Raw genomic sequence first — 19554 nt, 5'->3', positions numbered from 1 at the left:
CCCGGCGTGGTCCAGTGGCTGAGCCACTGCTCCACTGGAGGTGCCCCGTGCCGTCCTCGCCGATCCCCCGCGACACCGTGGTCGACTCGCTCGTCGACCGGCTGCGCGACGACGTGCTGAGCGGCCGCTACCTGCCCGGCTCCTACCTGCCGCCGGAGCGCGAGCTGGCCGCCGGCTACGCGGTCACCCGGACGTCGCTGAAGCACGCGATCGTCCGGCTCGCGCAGCTGGGGCTGCTGGAGACGCGGCACGGGGTGGGGACGCGGGTCCGCGACTACGAGCGGCTCGGCGGGCCGGAGCTGCTGCCGATGCTGGCCAGCACGGTCGGCCCGGCCTGGATGGCGGAGATCTTCGAGGTGCGGCGCGAGGTCGGCGCGCAGGTGGCGGCCAGGGCGGCGGTGAACGCGACGGGCGCGCAGCGGGCGCGGCTGCGGGAGCTGGAGGCGGAGGTCCGCGCGGCGGCGGGCGGGAACGCGGCGCAGCTCGCCGAGTGCGAGATCCACCGGGTCATCGCGGCCGCCACCGGCAACCGCGTGTACGGCTTCATGGTCAACGCCCTACTCAACGCCTACATGGCCGTGCGGGAGGGGTTCGCGCACGCGTTCGCCGACCCGGCCGCCGCGGCGGACCGCCTCGCGCCGCTGGTCCGCGCGCTGTGCGACGGCGACAGCGAGCGCGCGCGGACGGCGGCGGCCGCCTACTTCGCGGAGACCGAGGCGATCATGCTGGACGCCGGATGAGCGCCCGCCGCACGACGTTCAGCGAGGTCATGGAGGGGACCCTGCGGCTCGCGGGAGAGGAGCGCGGCCGGCCGATGCGGCTGGAGTTGGACGTCGACCTCCCCGAGCTGCTGCGGCCGTGGGGCGACGCGGAGGGTGCGCTCACCGGGCGCGTCGCCGTGCCGGGGTGGGCGGACGATCCGGCCGCGTCCGGGCGGTTGCGCGTCGCGCCGGTCGCCGCACGGCGTATTCGCTACACGATGGACTTCACGGCCGCCGACGGGCGCCGCCTGCGTCTGGACGGCTGGAAGTCGGTTTCGGCGCGGCGGCCCGTCCGGTCGATGACGTCGCTGCCGCTCACGGTGACGGACGCGGACGGGGCGGTGGTCGGCGAGGCGCGGCTGCGGTTCCATGTGCGGCGCGACCTCGCGGCCTTCCTGGCGAGCTTCCGCGTCCCGGCGCGCGAGACCGACCCGATGCGGTCGCGGTGGCGGGGGCAGGCGGGGCGGCTGGAGGTCTGGTACACGACGCTGACCGATCCGGCGACCGGCACCGGCGTGTGGCTCCACCACGAGCTGGTCGCGCCGACCGGGGGCGGGGTGCGCGCGCACGGCTGGGCCGCGGTGTTCCCGCCCGGCGAGACGCCGGTGCTCGGTCGGTTCGGGCCGCACGAGTGGAGCCGTCCCGAGGACGCCGCGTTCGCCGCCGGCCCCGTCGTGCAGGCCGGCGACCGGCTCACCGGCACGGCCGGGCCGGTCTCCTGGGACCTGCGCGAGTCGGGCGGCGGGCAGCCGATCCACACGTTCCCGCGCTGGGCGTGGGAGCGGGAACTGCTGCCGGCGGCGCAGATCGTCCCGAAGCCCGCGGCCGCCTACGACGGCGTGGTGCGGTTCGGCGACCGGGTCCTGGAGCCGGCGGGCGCCCCGGGCGCTTCGGCCCGGATCTACGGGCACGGCAACGCGCGCCGGTGGGCGTGGCTGCACGCCGACCTCGGCGGCGGGGACGTGTGCGAGATCGTGGCGGCCGTCTCGACGCGGCCGGGGCTGAACCGGCTGCCGCCGCTCCCGTTCGTCCGGCTCCGGGTGGACGGGCGGGACCTGCCGTCCGGCGACCCGCTGCTCGCGGCGCTCCGGCTGCGCGCCGACATCGGCCTCCCGAGGTGGACCGTCCGGGGGCGCGTCGGCGACCGCTTCCTGCACGTCGAGGTCACGCAGCGGCCCGCGGAGACCGTCGCCGTCGACTACGCCGACCCCGACGGCTCCCCCGCGGTCTGCCACAACTCCGAGCGGGCCGACGTGCGGATCGTCCTCGCGCGCCGGGCCGGACGCTCCTGGCGGACCGAGCGGGCATGGCGGCTCGACGGCACCGGGCACGCGGAGGTGGGGCTGCGGTGAGCGCCATGACGGGGACGATCGCGGTGCTGCTCGGCATCGAGGACGCGGGCGAGCTGGCCCGCGTCACCGCCGGCGCCGAGGCCATCGCGCGGACGCTGCCCGGACCGGCGCGGTTCGGGCTGGCCGCCGGCGCCGGCGCGCTGGACGCGCTGTCCCGCCTCGCCACCGGCCGGCCCCTGGACGGGCTGGACGCGGCCCGGCGAGACGCGCTCTGCGCGCTGCTGGCGGCCCGCCCGGCCACCGCCCGGGTCGTCGAGACGGTGAAGATCCCGCTGCTGCTGGCCGCCGGGACCGCGCTGCTGCCGGGCCCGCCGGAGCCGGACGCGCCGGTACGCCCGGACGCCGTGCTGGACTGCACCCCGTCCGGCGAGTGGCCGGCCTGCGCGACGGCGGACGCCGTCGTGGTCGGGTCCGGTGCGGGCGGTGCGATGGCGGCGCGGACCCTCGCCCGGCGCGGCATGTCGGTGGTCGTCCTGGAGGAGGGGCGCCGGTTCACGGCCGCCGAGTTCCGGGAGCGCCGGCCGCTCGACCGGTTCCTCGACCTGTACCGCGACGGCGGCGCGGCGCTGGCGCTCGGCCGCCCGCCGGTGCTGCTGCCCGAGGGCCGCGCGGTCGGCGGGACGACCGTCGTCAACAGCGGCACCTGCTACCGGACGCCCGGCCGGGTCCTGCGACGCTGGGCGTCCCTCGGGGTCCCGGTGGAGGACTTCGGCGCGCACCTGGACGAGGTCGAGGCCACCCTGCGGGTCGCGCGGCAGCCGGTCGGGCCGCTCGGACGCAACGGGCTGCTGGCGCTCGCGGGCGCCGAACGGCTCGGCTGGCGGGGCGCGCCGCTGCGCCGCAACGCACCGGGCTGCAGGGGCAGCGCGCAGTGCGCCGTGGGGTGCCCCCACAACGCCAAGTACGGAGTGCACCTGAACGCGCTCCCCCAGGCGTGCGAGGCGGGAGCGCGCATCGTGACCCGTGCGCGGGCCGAACGCGTCCTGGTCGAACGCGGGACCGCCACGGGCGTGCGGGCGCGCCGCCCGGACGGCACGGCGTTCGAGATCCTGGCACCCCGTATCGTCGTCGCGGCCGGCGCCACGCAGACGCCCCTGCTGCTGCGGCGCTCCGGTCTCGGCGGGCATCCGGAGCTGGGCCGCGGCATGGCCGTCCATCCCGCGACCAACGTGGCGGGACGCTTCGCCGAACCCGTGGACTCGTGGTCGGGCGTGATGCAGAGCGTCGGCATCGAGGAACTGCACGGCGACGGCATCCTCATCGAGGCGACGGCGACGCCGCCGGGCATGACCTCGTTCCCGCTGCCCGGCATCGGGCGGCACCTGCGCGGCGAGCTGGAGGACGCCCGCCGCCTCGCCGTGCTCGGCGCGATGATCGCCGACGCCCCGTCCGGCCGGGTGCACGGCGCCCGGCACCGCGCGCTGCTCCGCTACGACCTGGCCCCGCGCGACGCGGGGCGGCTCCGGCGCGCGATGGTCGCGATGGGACGCGTCCTGTTCGCCGCCGGCGCCGAGGAGGTCCTGACCGGACTGGCCGGGACGCCCGCCGTCCGGGACGAGGGCGAGCTGGCGCGGGCCGTCGAGGCGGCGGCGCCCGCCGACCTGCACCTGGCCGGCTTCCACCCGACCGGGACGGCGAAACTCGGCGCCGACGGGGCCGCCGCCCCCGTCGACCCGGCCGGGCGGCTGCGCGGCGTGCGCGGCGTGCATGTCGCGGACGCGTCCGTGCTGCCGACGTGCCCCGAGGTCAACCCGCAGCTCACCGTCATGGCGACGGCGCTGCGGATCGCCCGGGGCATCGGGTGAGGGGCGTCAGGCCGCGGCCCCCAGCGTGCCGTGCGGGTCGAGGATGTACTTGCGCGCCGCGCCCCGGTCGAACTCGGCGTACCCCTCGGGCGCCTGCTCCAGCGAGATCACCGACGCGTTGACGTTCCGCGCGATCTGCGCCCGGTCGTGCAGGATCGCCATCATCAGCTGCCGGTTGTAGGACATCACCGGGCACTGGCCGGTGACGAAGTACACCGACTTCGCCCAGCCGGTCCCCATCCGCAGGCCGAGCTGCCCCACCTTGGCGTTCTCGTCCGACGCGCCCGGATCGCCGGTCACGTACAGGCCGGGGATGCCGATCCCCCCGGCGGCGCGGGTGATGTCCATCAACGTGTTGAGGACGGTGGCCGGCTGCTCGGTCTGCGCCCCCTCGTGGCCCTGGCCGCGCGCCTCGAACCCGACGCAGTCGACGGCCGCGTCCACCTCGGGGACGCCGAGGATCTGCTCGATCTGCGCGCCCACGTCGCCGTGCCGCGACAGGTCGATCGTCTCGCAGCCGAAGCCGCGGGCCTGCGCGAGCCGCTGCTCGTTCATGTCGCCGACGATCACGACGGCGGCGCCGAGCAGCAGGCAGGCGCTCGCGCACGCGAGGCCGACCGGTCCCGCGCCCGCCACGTAGACGGTCGAGCCGGTCGTGACGCCGGCGGTGTAGGCGCCGTGGTAGCCGGTCGGGAAGATGTCCGACAGCATCGCCAGGTCGGGCAGCTTCGCCATGACCGTGTCGCGGTCGCCGGGGAACTTGAGCAGGTTGAAGTCCGCGTACGGTACGACCGCGTAGCGGGCCTGCCCGCCGTGCCAGCCGCCCATGTCGACGTAGCCGTAGGCGGCGCCCGGCCGCTCCCGGTTGACGTTCTCGCACACGCCGGTGTGGCGCTCCTTGCAGTTGCGGCAGCGGCCGCACGCGATGTTGAACGGGACGCTGACGAGGTCGCCCTCCTTGATGAACTCGACGTCCCTGCCGGTCTCGATCACCTCGCCGGTGATCTCGTGGCCGAGCGTCAGCCCGGCGGGCGCGGTCGTCCGGCCGCGCACCATGTGCTGGTCGGAGCCGCAGATATTGGTGGCCAGGACCTTCAGGATCACGCCGTGCTCGAGCTTGCGCCCGTTCTGCTCGGCGAGTTCGAGCTTGGGGAAGTCCAGGTCCTCGACCGTGACCTTCCCCGGCGCCTGGTAGACGACGCCTCGGTTGGTGTCCGCCACGATGCCTCCCTCCACCGTTGAGGACCGATCCAGGACCCATACCCGGTTTTCGGCTGTTAGTCCGAATTGCGGGTGGGTCCGAGTTGCGGGCGGGGTCGCTCAGGTTCCGAGGTAGCGCAGGACGGCGAGGACGCGGCGGCTGTAGCCGGCGGCGTGCGACAGGTCGAGCTTGTCGAAGATCGCGTTGGCGTGCTTCTCGACCGCGCTTTGCGAGATGTGAAGGTTCGAGGCGATCGAGGCGTTGGTATGGCCCTGTGCCATGTTGTCGAGGACGTCCCGCTCGCGCGGGGTGAGCCGGGCCAGCGGGTCGGTGTGCGTGCTGTGCGCCAGCAGCCGCCGGACCACCTCGGGGTCGAACGCCGCGCCGCCCGCGCCGACCCGGTCGAGCGCGTCGAGGAACTCGTCGACCTGCGCGACCCGGTCCTTCAGCAGGTAGCCGACCCCGGCGGTGTCGGCGGTGATCAGCTCGGCGGCGTACCGCTTCTCCACGTACTGCGACAGCACCAGCACCCCGACCCCCGGCCAGCGCCGCCGGATCTCCAGCGCGGCGCGCAGGCCCTCGTCGGTGTGCGTCGGCGGCATCCGGACGTCCACCACCACGACGTCCGGCGGGCCCTGCCCGCCCGGCGCCGCCATCGCGGCCAGCAGCGCGTCGCCGTCCCCGACCGCCGCGTCGACCACGTGGCCCTCCTCGGCGAGCAGCCGCACCAGGCCCTCGCGGAGCAGCGTCGAGTCCTCGGCCAGCATCACCCGCACGGCAGCTCCGCGGTGATCACGGTCGGGCCGCCGGGCGGGCTGTGCAGGCCGAACGTCCCGTCCAGCGCGGCCACCCGCCGGGCCAGCCCGGCCAGCCCGCCGCCGCCCGGGTCGGCTCCCCCGGACCCGTCGTCCTCGATGCGCACACCGAGCATTGTCCCGGATCCGGCGACCGCCACCCGCACGGCGCTCGCGCCGGAGTGCTTGGCGGCGTTCGTGACGGCCTCGCAGACGACGAAGTACGCGGCGGTCTCCACCGCGTGCGGCGGCCGCCCCGGCACGTCGTAGCGGATCTCCACCGGCACCGCGGACCGCTCGGCCACCGTTTCCAGCGCCGCCCGCAGCCCCTCGCCGTCCAGCGCCGCCGGGTACACCCGCCAGGTGACCTCCCGCAGGTCCGCGAGGGCCCGCTGCGACTCCTCGTGCGCCTGCCGCAGCAGCTCCGCCGCCCGCTCGCCGTCGCCGGCGCGGCGGGCCCGGCCGATCAGCATGCCGAGCGCCACGAGCCGCTGCTGGACGCCGTCGTGCAGGTCGCGCTCTATGCGGCGGCGCTCGTCGTCCACCGCGTCCACCACCTCGGCCCGCGTGACCGACAGCTGCGCGATGCGGCGCTCGTACTCCTCCAGCGGGCTCGGGCCGAGGCAGCGCCGGGCCACGCCCTTCTCCAGCGCCACCACGCCGACCAGGCCGTACCCGGCGAGGAAGAGCAGCACCCCGCCCGCGACGGCGGTGTAGAGGACGATCCACCAGGCCGGCGGGATGCCGTCCAGGTAGTCGCCGGTGATCCACCAGCTGACCGCCAGCCGGACCCCGAGCGCCGCGCCGTAGGCGATCAGCAGCAGGATCGCGGCGCCGAGCAGGCCGACCGGCACCCGCAGGACGAGGTAGGCCAGCGCCCGCAGCGGACCGTACTGGACGCCCCGGTCCTCGCCGAGGAAGGCGCGCAGCCGCCGCAGCTCCAGCTCGGTCAGCAGCTCGGCGGCGTCCGCGACGGCCGCCGGGACCGCCCGCCGGCCGCGGGAGAAGGCCAGCGAGTACGCCATGAGCAGCGCCGCCCCCGCCAGCAGCACCAGTTCCGCGCCGGCGGTGGCCGCGCCGAGCACGAGCCCCGCCAGGGCCCGCACGACCGCCGCGGGGCCGTGGCGCACGGCGTCAGTGGATGCGGTCACGTTCGCGTTCTCTCGCCTCCGCCCGGTGCGCGCCCGCCGGACGCCGCTCCCCCGCGCCGGCCCGCCGTGCCTTCACGATACGCACCGCGAGGAGCGCCGCGGCCGCCGCGGCGACGACCGCGACCACCCCCTTGGAGTAGACGCCGACGTACTCCTCGACCGTCCGCCAGTTGTCGCCGAGGCCGTACCCCGCGAGCACGAACGCGGTGTTCCACAGCAGGCTGCCGAGGGTGGTGTAGGCCAGGAACACCGTCAGCCGCATCCGCTCCACGCCCGCCGGGACGGAGATCAGGCTGCGGAAGATCGGGATCATCCGGCCGAAGAACACCGCCTTGCCGCCGTGCCGGGCGAACCACGCCTCCGTCCGGTCGAGGTCGGCGACCTTGACCAGCGGCAGCCGCGCCGCGACCGCGCGGACCCGGTCGCGGCCGATGAGGGCCCCGATCCCGTAGAGCGCGAGCGCGCCGGCGACGCTCCCGAGCGTCGTCCACACGATCGCCGCGGTGAGGCTCATCCGGCCCTGCGCCGCCGTGAACCCCGCGAGCGGGAGGATCACCTCGCTCGGCAGCGGCGGGAACAGGTTCTCCAGCGCGATCGCCAGCCCGGCGCCGGGCGCGCCGAGCCGGTCCATCAGGTCGGTCGCCCACCCGGCGATGCCGCCGGCGGGCCCGCCGGCGGACGCCGCGTTCATCAGTCCGATCATGCCCACGACGCTAGGAACCGGGCGGGCCCGCCGCCATGGAGGGCACCGCCGACCCGTCCGGCCGGATCCCGCACCCGAACCCTGTGGAAAACCGCACCCTCCGGCGCGAAAAACCCTGCCGCGCGGGGGTCCCGGGCTTACTCTTGGGGCCCCAGGACCGCCGGCGCGGGCAGCGCGGGCGCAGCACAGAAGGAGCCGCACGTCGTGGCCGATGACCTCCCCGAGAGCGCGCCCCCAGGCATCGATCCCACCACGCCGACGTTCGCGCGGGTGTACGACTACTTCCTCGGCGGCAAGGACAACTTCGCGGCCGACCGCGAGGTCGCCGACATGGTGATGCAGCTCGTTCCCGAGGCCCCGGTGGTGGCGCGGGGCAACCGGGTCGCCATCGGCCGGGCGGTGGCCTACCTCGCCGGGGACCTCGGCATCGACCAGTTCGTCGACATCGGCTCCGGGCTGCCGACCTCGTCCAACGTGCACCAGTTCGCGCGGACGGCGAACCCCGCCGCGAAGGTCGTCTACGTCGACAACGACCCGATCGTCCTCGCGCACGGGCGCGCGCTGCTGACCGAGGACGGCGTCGCGACGTTCATCCAGGGCGACCTGTACGAGCCGGACGAGATCTTCTCCGATCCGGCGCTGACCGGGCTGATCGACCTGACGCGGCCCGTGGGGATCGTGCTGGCCGCGGTCGTCCACCACGTGCCGGACGAGCGGGACCCGGCGGGCGTCGTCCAGGCGCTGGTCCCGTTCCTGGCGCCGGGCAGCCACGTCGTCCTCACCCACCTGCACGACTCGGGCGAGGACCCGCGCGTCGAGGAGGCCAAGCGGATCCTGCAGTCGGGGCTGGGCGGCTCCTACTTCCGGCACTCGTCGGAGATCGAGCGGTTCATGGAGGGGCTCACGATCCTGGAGCCGGGGGTCGCGCACGTGACCGAGTGGCGTCCGGACGGGCCGGCCGGGCCGCTGGAGCACCCGCTGCACACCCAGATGGTGGCCGTGCTCGGCCGGAAGGACTGACTCCGGGAAAACACGGATTCAGCGGAGAGTGAAACCGCGCCGCGCCGCGCGGGCCGTCCGGGATGCTCGCAGGCCACGGTTCCCGCAGGCCGCGCGGTTGCGGACGACGTGAGCACGCGGTTTCGGACATCGTGTCCGGTCATGGTTTAGTAAAGGATCTTTCTGATCGACTTTTCCGTTGTCAACCACTTCTTGTAGCGTTCGCAGCGTTTTGTGAAGTGCATTCATGATCGGACTTCCCGCCGCAAGATCATGTAAGGACGCCGCGATGCCCCTGGCGACAGGCCTGGCCGCGGCCGCGCTCCTGGGCCTGCTGACGCTCCTGGCCACCGCGCGGCACGGCAGGCGCCGACCCCGCTCGGACCGATCGCGCCCGGACGGGCCCGGCTCGGACGCGCACGGCTCGGCGGACGAGCACCCCGAGTCCCTGACGACCGTCCTCGGCCCGGGGGACGAGGAGTACCTCGCGTGGCTCGCCGACCACCACTGGCCGGGGGACGAGTACCTCGACCTCGAGCACGAGTGGCTGGAGGAGATGGCCTTCGGCGGGCCGGCGGGGCGCTACGAGGCGCCGCTGTGCCCGCGCTGCGACCTGCGCCGCGAGGACGTGTGGCCGTGCCCGACCTGCGGCCGGATCCTGCACTCCTCGTGCGGCCACGGGATGCGCCGGCGGGCGGTCGACCGCCCGTACCGGACGCACGGCACCAACTCCGAGGCCGTGATCGCCGAATGGATCTGCACGGGCTGCACGTCGGTCGTCGGGCTGGACGTGGACCACGGCGGCGAACCCGACGCCGGGGACACCGGGGACATTGTGCGGTGAAACGCCCGGAATGCCCGATCTTCCCGCTCTTCACACGCACTGAACAGTAAAGAATTCGCCATCCACTTGCATATTTCGGACGCACGGCGGCAGGCTGCACTATGTCCTTAATCACAGGGATGCCGTGGAGGGGACCCGTGACCGCTCAGCACGCCGCCATCTGTACGCACGAACCGCCTTGTCCGGCGCCGGACGACCGCGACCGCGAGGCCGCGCGCACCATCGCCAACCACCCCGAGCAGGGGTGGAGCCTGCTGTGCAACGGCATCGTCGTCTTCGAGGACACCGGCGAACTGCTCCCCGACGGCAGGGTGATCGACCCCCACCGTCCCGTCAGCGCCGGCTAGGAGCGCGGGGCACGGTCATCTGATCACGTGCCCGTCGTAGCCGAGCCGCACGAGCTCCTCGTACGCCGCCCATACGGCCGCCGGGACCGGCGTCGGCACCTGGAAGCCCCGGTCGGCGTACACCACCATCCGCTGCAGGTCCCCCACCATCAGCTCGATGAACTGGCGCTCGTCCGCGCCGAAGTCGCCGAAACCCAGATCCGGGGCCGACGCGCACCAGTCCGGGCCGGGCCACTGCCGCCGCGCCGTCGCCACCGCCCGCCGCGTCATGTACGGCTTGGCCACCAGGATCCCGCTCCGCACCGCGATCCCCCGCCCCTCCAGCAGCCGCCGGGACGCGGTGATGTTCTCCCCCGTGTTGGCCGCCGTCTCCTCCAGCAGCAGGGCCGCCGCCGGGACGCCGTGCGCGCGCACCACCCGCCCGAACACCCGCGCCTCGGTCTCCGCCCAGCCCGAGGTGATCTTCCCGCGCCCGCCGGAGACGACCACCAGCGGCGCCCGGCCCGCCAGCCAGAGCCGTGCCGCGTGCGCCGCCACCCGCGTGTCGTGGCACCCCAGCGCGAGGATCACGTCAGCCTTGGAGCGGGGGTCGGGCACGACGAGGTGGTCCCAGATCGTCCTCGCCAGCTCGCGCGCCCGCGCGTCCACAGCAGACTCCACCGGGCCATTGTCCCCGGCGCTCCGCATGTCGGACTCCCATCGGGCGGACCGTCCCGATAACGTTCAACTGTTTTGCTACTTACGCAAGAATCATGTGGAACTCGACCGCGAAAGGACGGTGTGGTGTGATCACAGTCCTGGTGCTCGTGTCCCTGCTCGCCCTGTTCGGCTTCTGCCTGCCCCGCCTGCTGCGCCCGATGCCGGCACGGGCCGCGCACGACCCGCCGCCCGCCGGCCCGCATCCGGAGTCCATGGTCGCCGAACTCGACCCCGCCGACGAGGAGTACCTGGCCGGCCTCGCCGACGAACTGTGGCCCGAGGACGAGTACCTGGAACTGGAGCCCAGCACCGACGGCGAAGAGGAGTCCGGCGGCAGCGGCATGCGCCGGTGAACGCGGCGGCTCCGCCCCGTGGTAGGCACGGGGCATGAGCACCGAACCGCCGCTGCTGCTGGCGCTCGACCTGACCGGCACCTTCGCCTTCGGGCTGAACGGGGCGCTGACGGCGGTCCGCGCGGCCCGGCTGGACGTGGTCGGCGTCGTGTCGCTCGGAATGATCACGGCGCTCGGCGGCGGCGTCATCCGGGACGTCCTCATCGGCGCGATCCCGCCCGCCACGTTCGTGGACTGGCGCTACTTCGCCCTCGCCGCCGGCGGCGGGCTGATCGCGTTCGTCTTCAGCAGGCGGCTGGACCGGCTCGACATGCCGATCACGGTGCTGGACGCGGTCGGGCTGAGCACGTTCGCCGTCATCGGCGCGAGCAAGGCGCTCACCTCCGGCCTGCACATCGGGCCCGCGCTGCTGCTGGGCGTGGTCACCGCGGTGGGCGGCGGCACGATCCGGGACGCCCTCGTCCTGCAGATCCCGACGGTGCTGCGCAGCGACCTGTACGCGATCCCGGCCCTGGTCGCGGCCGGGATCACCGTCCTGACGGTGGAGACGGGCACCTACGGCCTGCCGTCCGCGCTGGGCGCCGTGGCGGCCTGCTTCCTCATCCGGATGCTCGGCCTGCACTACAAGCTCCAGGCCCCGCACCCGCCGGGCAAGCGCTCCGTGGCCGGCCCGCCCGACGACGCGTCGCCCGGCCCGGACTCCGGCGGCCGGGACTCCGGCGGCCCGGACTCCGGCGGCCGGCGGTGAGTCAGCGGCCCAGCCAGGCGAGGGCGGCGACGGCCAGCGCCCCGGTCCCGGTCTCCAGCGTCGGCTGGACGACCGGCGCGAACGCGGGCGAATGGTTCACCGGGACGTCCTGCGCGACCCGCCCGGCCTCCTCGGCCCGGCGGTAGGCGTCCGCGTCGACGCCGCCGAGCCCCCAGTAGGTGTAGGGGGCGCCGAGCGCGGCGGGGATGTCGCTGAAGTCCTCGCTCGCGGTCTGCTCGGGCAGCGTCACCGCCCGGTCGCCGAAGGCGGCGGCGAAGGCGCGCGCCACCCGGTCGGTCGCGCCGGCGTCGTTGTCGGTCAGCGGGAAGCGGTCGAACAGCTCGAAGTCGGGTTCCCTCGGGCAGCGGGAGGCCTGGCACTCGGCGGTGACGATGCGGCGTACCGCCTCCAGGATGCCGCTCCTGGTCCGGTCGCTGTAGCAGCGCAGGTTGAGTTGCAGCACGGCGTTGTCGGGGATGACGTTGCTCTTGGTGCCGGCCTGGATGCTGCCGACCGTCAGCACCGCCGTCTCCCCCGGCGGGGTCTCGCGCGACACGACGGTCTGCAGCCGGACCACGATCATCGCGGCGAGCACGACGGGGTCGACCGCGGCCTGGGGCATCGAGCCGTGCCCGCCCCTGCCGTGCAGCGTGATCCGCATGCTGTCCGCGGTGGTGAAGACGGGGCCGGGCCGGGTGCCGAGCAGCCCGGCCGGTGCGGCCAGGACGTGCTGCGCCAGCGCGACGTCCGGTTTCGGGATCAGGTCCGCGAGACCGTCGTCGACCATGCCCTGGGCGCCGTCGGAGGTCTCCTCGGCCGGCTGGAACAGCGCGACGAGGTTCCCGCCCCACCGCCCCGTGGCGCCGGCCAGCAGCGACGCGGCCCCGAGCAGGCAGGCCACGTGCACATCGTGCCCGCAGGCGTGGGCGACCGGCACCTCGTTGCCGTCACCGTCCCTGGCCGTAGCGGTGCTGGCGTAGTCGAGCCCGGTCGCCTCCCGCACCGGCAGGGCGTCCATGTCGGCGCGCAGCAGGACCGTGGGGCCGTCCCCGTTGCCCAGCACGCCGACCACGCCGGTGCCGCCGACGCCTTCGTGCACGTCGAGCCCGTCCGTCCGGAGGCGCTCGGCGACCCTTCCGGCGGTCCGGTGCTCCTGGTGCGACAGCTCCGGGTGCCGGTGCAGGTCCCGGTAGAGGTCCTCCTGCCATTCCCGTACGGCGTCCATTCCGGCCGGCACGGGCGAAGCGGACGATGTGACCGCCATGGTGCCTCCCGCCATGCGCTGGGGTGTATGCGAGGGACATGCCCGGTCAGGGGGATTCGAACAGGGCGCTCACGGACTCGCCGTTGTGGATGCGGCGGACGGCCTCGGCCAGGGCCGGGGCGATGGACAGGACGCGGAGCTTGTCGCTGCCGTTCGGCACGGGCACCGTGTTGGTGCAGACGATCTCCAGGACGTCGGGCTGCGCCGCCAGGCGCCGCAGGGCGCCGGCGGCGAACAGCCCATGGGTGCAGGCGACGCGGATCGTGCGCGCGCCGAGCTCGCGGAGCCGGTCCAGGAGCTCCAGCACGGTGCTGCCCTTGGCGATCTCGTCGTCCAGCACGATGACGTCGCGGCCGGCGACGTCGCCGATGACCGAGCTGATCTTGACGCGGTCGTCGGCGAACCGCTGCTTGGCGCCGGCGGCGACCGGCACGCCGAGGCGGCGCGCGAAGGCCGCCGCCTCCTTGGCGTTGCCGAGGTCGGGCGACACGACGGTGGTGTGCGACAGGTCGTGGCCGCGGAAGTGGTCGGCGAGCTCGCGCAGCGCGTGCAGGTGGTCGACGGGGACGGAGAAGAAGCCGTGCACCTGCGGCGAGTGCAGGGTCATGGCGAGGACGCGGCCCGCGCCCGAGGCGACGAGGAGGTCGGCGACCAGCCGCCCGCCGATGGAGATGCGCGGCGCGTCCTTCTTGTCCGAGCGGGCGTAGGAGTAGTGCGGCATGACGACGGTGATGCGGCTCGCCGACGCGCCGCGCGCGGCGTCGCACATCAGCAGCAGCTCGACGAGGTTCTCCTGCACCGGGGCGACGAGCGGCTGGATCAGGAAGACGTCCCGTTCCCGGCAGTTGGCCTGCAGCTGCACTTCCAGGCAGTCGTTGGCGAACCGGTCCACGCGGGACGGGCTCAGCGGCACGCCCAGGTGGGCGCAGACCTCGGCGGCCAGTTCCGGGTGGGCGCTGCCGCCGAACACCGCGATCTCTCGCACCATCCGCTCCTCACATGATCGACCGCGATCATGCTAGAGGGGCGGCCCGGTCAGGCGCTCGGGAGGGGCTCGCCGGTCTCCAGCAGCGTCTTCAGGCCGGACAGGACGTGCGGCCAGCCCTGCCGGGACATGCCGAGCAGCGCCTCCCCGGCCCGGTGGACGACGGTGAGCTTGACCGTCTCGCCGGCGGGCTCGATGTCGAAGGTCACCGTCGAGCGCGGCTCGGCCAGGAGCCTGCGGCGCGTCTCCTCGTCCACGCCGACGCTCTTCGCCCACTCGGGGGTGAAGGTGTGCCAGGTGTAGGAGAGGCGGCGGCCCGGGTCGGCCTCGAGGACGACCTGCTCGGGGTCGGCCGTGGTCGCGTCCTCCTCGTGCCAGGTGATCGTGGAGCCCGGCTTCCAGTCGGTCTCGAAGGAGACGCCCCAGTAGCGCCGGGTGAAGGCGGGGTCGGTGAGGGCCTCCCAGAGGCGCTCCAGCGTGGTGCGGATGTAGGTCGTGTAGACGAACTCGCCTGCGGTCATCGGGGTTCGCTCCAATGCGGTCTTCAGGTCGGCGAGCGCGCGCGCCCGCTCCCGGTCGTACCGGCCCATCCAGCGGTCGGCGATGGCGTTGATGGGGGCGGCGTCGAGGTAGTGGAGCTTCTCGCGGCCGCGGCGCAGGGTCGTGACGAGGCCGGCGGCCTCCAGGACCGCCAGGTGCTTGCTGACCGACTGCCGGGTCATCTCCAGCCCGGCGCACAGCTCGCGGAGGGTCTGGCCGTTGCGGGCGTTGAGGCCGTCCAGCAGCCGGCGGCGGCTCGCGTCGGCGAGCGCCTTGAAGATCCCGTCCTCGTCCATGCCGCCGTCCCAAACATGCAGCCATCCGGTTGCCTGTTAGATTAGGCAACCGGATGGCTGCATGTCAAGCGCGCCGCCGGCCCGGGCGCGGCTAGGGCTTGCGGCCCACCGCGCCGTAGGCGTCGACGGCCTCGGGTTCGCCGGGCGTCTCCGGGCGCCAGTGCGTGACCGGGACGATCCCCGGCTCCAGCACCTCCAGGCCCTCGAAGAACCCCGCGATCCGCTCCGGCGTGCGCAGCACGAGCTGCGCGTTGCCGGCGGCGTTCCACACGTCCACGATCCGGTCGGACGCCTCGCCGTGGACGACGTTCGTCCCGTCGTACATGGCGAAGTAGCTGCCGGAGGGCACCGCGGCCATGAGCCGCCGCACGATCCCGTACGCCTGCTCGTCGTCGGGGACGAACTCCAGGATGCCCATCAGCGTGAACGCGACCGGCGCGCCGAGGTCGAGCGTCTCGGCGGCGCCCTCCAGGATCGCCTCGGGTTCCCGGAGGTCGGCGTGGATGTAGGACGTGTGGCCCTCGGGCGTGCTGGTGAGGAGCGCCTTCGCGTGCTCCAGCACCAGCGGGTCGTTGTCGACGTAGACGATCCTCGACGCGGGCGCGGCCCGCTGGGCGACCTCGTGGGTGTTGTCGACCGTGGGCAGTCCCGTCCCGATGTCGATGAACTGGCGGATGCCGGCCTCGGCGGCCAGATGCCAGACGACCCGGTTCAGGAACAGCCGGGACGCGCGCGCCAGCCGGGCCACGTCCGGCAGCATCCCGAGGATCTGGTCGCCGACCTCGCGGTCGACCGGATAGTTGTCCTTCCCTCCCAGCCAGTAGTTCCAGATGCGCGCCACGTGCGAGACGCTCGTGTCGATGTCGGGGCCGGGTCTCTGTTCGCTCATGCGCACCTCCTACAGACCCCTTCCCGCCCCCGCCCCTCGTCAGTCCTCGTCAACCTCCTTCAGGAGGACCTTTCCGTCGGCGGCGTCGATGGTGAGCTCGTGCTCGGCGCCGTCCTTGCCGGCGACGTCGACCTCCCAGACGGCCTTGCCGTGCTCGGTCTCGAAGTCGGCGGACGTCACGCGGCCGGGGACGGCCTTCAGCGCCGCGTCCGCGGCGGCCGCCGCGGTCACCTTCGCGCCGCGCAGCGCGGCGGGGTCGTCCTCTCCGTCGTCGCGGTCGTCGTCGTCGCGGTCGTCGGCGCGGTTCGTCAGGACCTTGCCGTCGGCGGCGTCGACGGTGACATCGCGCCGTTCCCCGTTCGCGGCGACGATGTCGACCTCCCAGGCCGTCCTGCCGTGCTCGTCGTCGAGCTCGATCTCCGCGACCGTGCCGGGCGCGGCCTTCAGCGCGGCGTCCACCGCCTGCGCGAGCGACACGGCCGTCTTCGGGGCGGCGTCGTCGTGGCGCTCGCCGGCCGGGTTGGCGCGCGGGGCCGGGTCGTCGTCGTGGGAGGCGGCGACGGCGGCCGTCGCTCCCCCGCCGGCCAGGACGCCCGCGGCGACCACCGTCACCAGCAGGCCGCGGCCCGTCACCATGCGCCGTGCGTTGATCTTCATCGGTTTCCCGCCCTCCGTGTCGTCTGACGTTGCGTGACCGACGATGCCGGGCGTTCCTGTAGCGGTCCTGAAGCAACCTGAAGCCGTCTTCAGCCGCGGTTTGGCAGGCTGTGGGCATGCGCCTGCTCATCGTGGAGGACGAGAAGCGCCTGGCCACGTCGCTGGCGCGGGGGCTGACCGCCGAGGGTTTCGTGGTGGAGGCCGTCCATGACGGCGCGGAGGGCCTGCACCGGGCGCTCGGCGGCGGCTATGACCTGATCATCCTCGACATCATGCTGCCCGGGATGAACGGCTACCGGGTGTGCGGGGCGCTGCGGGCGGCGGGCGACGAGACGCCGATCCTGATGCTGACCGCCAAGGACGGGGAGTACGACGAGGCCGAGGGCCTGGACACGGGCGCGGACGACTACCTGACGAAGCCCTTCTCCTACGTGGTGCTGGTGGCGCGCGTCCGGGCGCTGCTGCGCCGCCGGACGCGGGGCGCCGCGCCCGCCATCGTGCTCGGCGACCTCACCGTGGACCCGGCGGCCCGCCGGGTGTTCCGGGGCGACGCGGAGGTGGAGCTGACCGGCAAGGAGTTCGCGGTGCTGGAGCACCTGGCGGCGAACGCGGGGCAGGTCGTGTCGAAGGCGCAGATCATGGACGCGGTGTGGGACTTCGCCTACGACGGCGATCCCAACATCGTCGAGGTGTACGTGAGCGCGCTGCGCCGCAAGCTCGACGTCCCGTTCGGGCGCCGGTCGATCGCGACGGTGCGCGGTGCGGGGTACCGGCTGGCCAGGGACGGGGGCGCCTGACGTGGCGGTGCGGCCGAGGTCCGTGCGGGCCCGGACGACGATCGGCGCGACGGCCGTGGTGGCGGGCGCGCTGGTCGCCGCCGGCCTCGCGGTGGTGCTGCTGCTGCGCGCGAACCTCGCCGGGCAGGCGGACCTGCGGGCCGAGGTGGCGGCCCGGGAGGTCGCGGCGCAGCTCGCGACGGGCGTCGCCTACCGGAGCCTCGACCTGCCGGACGGCGAGGACCACCCGGTGCAGGTCGTCGGCGAGGACGGCCGCGTCCGGGCGGTGAGCGAGGACCTGCAGGCGGTCCAGGGCACCGGCTCGCCCGGGGTGCGGCCGGGCGCGGCCCCGCGCGGCGGCGACGACGATGACGACCACGGCGGCGACCGCGACGACGACCCGGGGCGCGGGGAGGTGTCGGACGACGACCCGAGGCTCAGCACCGGCACCGCGACCGTGGACGGGCGCACCGCCGACTACCGGTTCGCGGCGATCGAGGTGACGACGCCCCGGGACGAGACGGTCACCGTGTACGCGGGCGCCGACCTCGCCGCCGCGCGGGACGCGGTCGGCGCGGTCACCCGCGCGATGCTCGCCGGGCTGCCGCTGCTGCTCGCCGTGGTCGCGGGCGTGACCTGGCTGGTGACGCGGCGGGCGCTGCGGCCGGTGGAGGCCGTCCGGGCGGAGCTGGCGGAGATCACCTCGTCCGGCGACCTGGCGCGGCGGGTACCGGTGCCGGACGCGCGGGACGAGATCGCGGGGCTCGCCGCGACGACGAACGAGACCCTCGCCGCGCTGGAGGAGTCCGTGGCCCGCCAGCGCGGCTTCGTCGCGGACGCCTCGCACGAGCTGCGCAGCCCGATCGCGTCGCTGCGCACGCAGCTGGAGGTGGCCGCCGCGCACCCGGAGCTGCTGGACGTGGACGGGCTCGTCGAGGACGTCGTGCGGCTCCAGCATCTCGCCGCCGACCTGCTGCTGCTCGCCCGGATCGACGCGGGCGAGCGTCCGCCGGCCCGTCCGGTCGCGCTCGGCCGGCTCGTCCGGGACGAGCTGGACCGGCGGGCGCCGGGCGACCGGATCCCCGTCCAGCCGTCGATCGAGGCGGATCCTCAGGTCGCGGGTGTGCCGGGCCGGCTCGCGCGGGTGCTGGGCAACCTGCTCGACAACGCGGAGCGGCACGCGGACACGGCCGTCCGGCTGTCGCTGCGCGAGGAGAGCGGCCGGGCGGTGCTGCGCGTCGCCGACGACGGGCCGGGGGTGCCCGCGGGCGACCGCGAGCGGATCTTCGAGCGGTTCGTGCGGCTGGACGACGCCCGCAGCCGCGACGAGGGCGGCGCCGGGCTCGGCCTCGCCATCGCCCGCGACCTGGTGCGCGCGCACGCCGGGACCCTCACCGTCGGCGAGGCCCCCGGCGGCGGTGCGCTCTTCGAGGTGCGGCTGCCGCTTACCTGAGGAGCTGGCGGGCCATGACCATGCGCTGGATCTGGTTGGTGCCCTCGTAGATCTGCGTGATCTTCGCGTCGCGCATCATCCGCTCCACCGGGAAATCACGCGTATACCCGTAACCGCCCAGCAACTGGACCGCGTCGGTGGTCACGTCCATCGCCACATCCGAGGCCAGCGCCTTGCACGCCGACGACACGAACGTCAGGTCCGCGATCTTCTCGCCGTGCATCGCACGCTCGGACTTGATCGCCGCGTGGTAGGTCAGCTGCCGGGCGCCCTCCAGCCGCATCGCCATGTCGGCCAGCATGAACTGCACACCCTGGAAATCAGCGACCGGCTTACCGAACTGGCGGCGCTCCTTCACATAACCGAGCGCGAAGTCCAGCGCGCCCTGCGCGATCCCCAGGGCCTGCGCGGCGATGGTGATGCGGGTGTGGTCCAGGGTCGCCAGCGCCGTCTTGAACCCCGTACCCTCCACGCCGATGATCCGATCGGCCGGGATCCGGGTGTCCTCGAAGATCACCTGCCGGGTCGGGGACCCCTTGATGCCCAGCTTGCGCTCCTTGGCCCCGAACGACACCCCCGGATCCGACTTCTCCACCACGAACGCCGAAATCCCCCGCGCACCGGCCGACGGGTCGGTGACCGCCATCACCGTGTAGAACTCCGACACTCCGGCGTTGGTGATCCACATCTTCGCGCCGTTGAGCACCCACGCATCGCCCTCGCGCACCGCGCGGGTCTTCATCCCCGCCGCGTCCGAACCCGCGTCCGCCTCCGACAGGGCATAGGAGAACATCGCCTCACCGCGCGCGACCGGGGCCAGGTACCTCTTCTTCAGCTCCTCACCGCCCGACAGCAGCACCGGAACCGTGCCCAGCTTGTTCACCGCCGGAATCAGCGACGACGACCCGCACGCCCGCGCGACCTCCTCGATCACGAT

General features: G+C 74.2%; 21 protein-coding genes. 10 read left to right on the top strand and 11 right to left on the bottom strand.

The features are described 5' to 3' along the window. Positions 1–47 precede the first annotated feature (47 nt). Genes ABZ806_RS03240 through ABZ806_RS03230 form a run of 3 tightly spaced genes read left to right on the top strand, consistent with a single transcriptional unit; the run spans position 48 to position 3918 of the window. The gene (locus ABZ806_RS03240) at positions 48–740 is read left to right on the top strand and encodes a FadR/GntR family transcriptional regulator (RefSeq protein WP_500214992.1); all 693 of its coding nucleotides are present in this window, start codon (positions 48–50) and stop codon (positions 738–740) included. Further along, a complete protein-coding gene (locus tag ABZ806_RS03235) occupies positions 737–2113 on the top strand; it encodes a tocopherol cyclase family protein (RefSeq protein WP_500214991.1) in 1377 nt (458 codons plus the stop codon). The genes ABZ806_RS03240 and ABZ806_RS03235 overlap by 4 nt, the downstream gene beginning before the upstream one ends. A gap of 5 nt (positions 2114–2118) precedes the next feature. Beyond that, the gene (locus ABZ806_RS03230) at positions 2119–3918 is read left to right on the top strand and encodes a GMC family oxidoreductase (RefSeq protein WP_500215198.1); all 1800 of its coding nucleotides are present in this window, start codon (positions 2119–2121) and stop codon (positions 3916–3918) included. A gap of 6 nt (positions 3919–3924) precedes the next feature. Here the strand turns inward: ABZ806_RS03230 and fdhA are convergent, their stop codons facing one another. The 4 genes from fdhA to ABZ806_RS03210 all read right to left on the bottom strand — a co-directional run bounded on the left by fdhA (position 3925) and on the right by ABZ806_RS03210 (position 7767). Next, on the bottom strand, positions 3925–5139 hold the full coding sequence (gene fdhA, locus ABZ806_RS03225) for a formaldehyde dehydrogenase, glutathione-independent (RefSeq protein ID WP_500214990.1): 1215 nt from the start codon (positions 5137–5139) through the stop codon (positions 3925–3927). A gap of 99 nt (positions 5140–5238) precedes the next feature. Further along, positions 5239–5895 carry a response regulator gene (locus ABZ806_RS03220; RefSeq protein ID WP_500214989.1) on the bottom strand — a complete coding sequence of 219 codons (657 nt, stop codon included), beginning with the start codon at positions 5893–5895 and terminating at the stop codon, positions 5239–5241. Next, positions 5886–7064 (bottom strand): sensor histidine kinase, encoded by a 1179-nt coding sequence (locus ABZ806_RS03215; RefSeq protein ID WP_500214988.1) that lies wholly within the window; start codon positions 7062–7064, stop codon positions 5886–5888. The genes ABZ806_RS03220 and ABZ806_RS03215 overlap by 10 nt, the downstream gene beginning before the upstream one ends. Then, positions 7048–7767: a DedA family protein gene (locus tag ABZ806_RS03210; RefSeq protein WP_500214987.1), complete on the bottom strand. Its 720-nt coding sequence runs from the start codon at positions 7765–7767 to the stop codon at positions 7048–7050. The genes ABZ806_RS03215 and ABZ806_RS03210 overlap by 17 nt, the downstream gene beginning before the upstream one ends. 204 nt (positions 7768–7971) lie before the next feature. On the opposite strand from ABZ806_RS03210, the gene ABZ806_RS03205 reads away from it, so the two are divergent. The 3 genes from ABZ806_RS03205 (at position 7972) to ABZ806_RS03195 (ending at position 9957) form a co-directional block, all read left to right on the top strand. Then, complete coding sequence (locus ABZ806_RS03205) at positions 7972–8787, top strand: SAM-dependent methyltransferase (RefSeq protein ID WP_500214986.1); 816 nt, start codon at positions 7972–7974, stop codon at positions 8785–8787. Between the two features lie 268 nt (positions 8788–9055). Further along, the gene (locus tag ABZ806_RS03200; protein ID WP_500214985.1) at positions 9056–9610 is read left to right on the top strand and encodes a hypothetical protein; all 555 of its coding nucleotides are present in this window, start codon (positions 9056–9058) and stop codon (positions 9608–9610) included. Between the two features lie 158 nt (positions 9611–9768). Beyond that, positions 9769–9957: a DUF5999 family protein gene (locus ABZ806_RS03195; RefSeq protein WP_500215196.1), complete on the top strand. Its 189-nt coding sequence runs from the start codon at positions 9769–9771 to the stop codon at positions 9955–9957. Between the two features lie 15 nt (positions 9958–9972). On the opposite strand, the gene ABZ806_RS03190 is transcribed toward ABZ806_RS03195, so the two are convergent. Next, positions 9973–10617, bottom strand: coding sequence for a YdcF family protein (locus ABZ806_RS03190; RefSeq protein WP_500214984.1), 645 nt, complete (start codon positions 10615–10617; stop codon positions 9973–9975). A 125-nt stretch (positions 10618–10742) separates the two neighbouring features. Between ABZ806_RS03190 and ABZ806_RS03185 the strand changes: the two genes are divergently transcribed. After that, a complete protein-coding gene (locus ABZ806_RS03185) occupies positions 10743–11009 on the top strand; it encodes a hypothetical protein (protein ID WP_500214983.1) in 267 nt (88 codons plus the stop codon). Between the two features lie 34 nt (positions 11010–11043). Beyond that, the gene (locus ABZ806_RS03180; protein WP_500214982.1) at positions 11044–11757 is read left to right on the top strand and encodes a trimeric intracellular cation channel family protein; all 714 of its coding nucleotides are present in this window, start codon (positions 11044–11046) and stop codon (positions 11755–11757) included. Position 11758: 1 nt separating this feature from the next. Here ABZ806_RS03180 and ABZ806_RS03175 read toward each other — a convergent pair whose 3' ends face one another. From ABZ806_RS03175 to ABZ806_RS03155, 5 genes are all read right to left on the bottom strand, one after another. Next, positions 11759–13036 (bottom strand): amidohydrolase, encoded by a 1278-nt coding sequence (locus ABZ806_RS03175; protein ID WP_500214981.1) that lies wholly within the window; start codon positions 13034–13036, stop codon positions 11759–11761. 31 nt (positions 13037–13067) lie between these two features. Further along, complete coding sequence (locus ABZ806_RS03170) at positions 13068–14009, bottom strand: ribose-phosphate diphosphokinase (protein ID WP_500214980.1); 942 nt, start codon at positions 14007–14009, stop codon at positions 13068–13070. 47 nt (positions 14010–14056) lie between these two features. Further along, positions 14057–14842, bottom strand: a complete 786-nt coding sequence (locus ABZ806_RS03165; RefSeq protein WP_500214979.1) for an ArsR/SmtB family transcription factor — start codon at positions 14840–14842, stop codon at positions 14057–14059. A 91-nt stretch (positions 14843–14933) separates the two neighbouring features. Next, positions 14934–15731, bottom strand: coding sequence for an SAM-dependent methyltransferase (locus tag ABZ806_RS03160; RefSeq protein WP_500214978.1), 798 nt, complete (start codon positions 15729–15731; stop codon positions 14934–14936). Between the two features lie 39 nt (positions 15732–15770). Beyond that, positions 15771–16388: a PepSY domain-containing protein gene (locus ABZ806_RS03155; RefSeq protein ID WP_500214977.1), complete on the bottom strand. Its 618-nt coding sequence runs from the start codon at positions 16386–16388 to the stop codon at positions 15771–15773. Positions 16389–16504: 116 nt separating this feature from the next. Here ABZ806_RS03155 and ABZ806_RS03150 point away from each other — a divergent pair, with 116 nt between their 5' ends. Both ABZ806_RS03150 and ABZ806_RS03145 read left to right on the top strand, forming a co-directional pair. After that, positions 16505–17185: a response regulator gene (locus ABZ806_RS03150; protein WP_500214976.1), complete on the top strand. Its 681-nt coding sequence runs from the start codon at positions 16505–16507 to the stop codon at positions 17183–17185. A gap of 1 nt (position 17186) precedes the next feature. After that, the gene (locus tag ABZ806_RS03145; RefSeq protein ID WP_500214975.1) at positions 17187–18617 is read left to right on the top strand and encodes a sensor histidine kinase; all 1431 of its coding nucleotides are present in this window, start codon (positions 17187–17189) and stop codon (positions 18615–18617) included. Here the strand turns inward: ABZ806_RS03145 and ABZ806_RS03140 are convergent. After that, positions 18610–19554, bottom strand: a 945-nt coding sequence (locus tag ABZ806_RS03140; RefSeq protein WP_500214974.1) for an acyl-CoA dehydrogenase family protein, incomplete at its 5' end; no start/stop codon positions are given. The two genes, ABZ806_RS03145 and ABZ806_RS03140, sit on opposite strands and share 8 nt — an antisense overlap.

The sequence above is a fragment of the Spirillospora sp. NPDC047418 genome, from assembly GCF_040643275.1.
Classification (GTDB): domain Bacteria; phylum Actinomycetota; class Actinomycetes; order Streptosporangiales; family Streptosporangiaceae; genus Spirillospora.
Note: the sequence above shows the minus strand (reverse complement) of the source record. Positions and strands in the feature narration are given on the sequence as shown.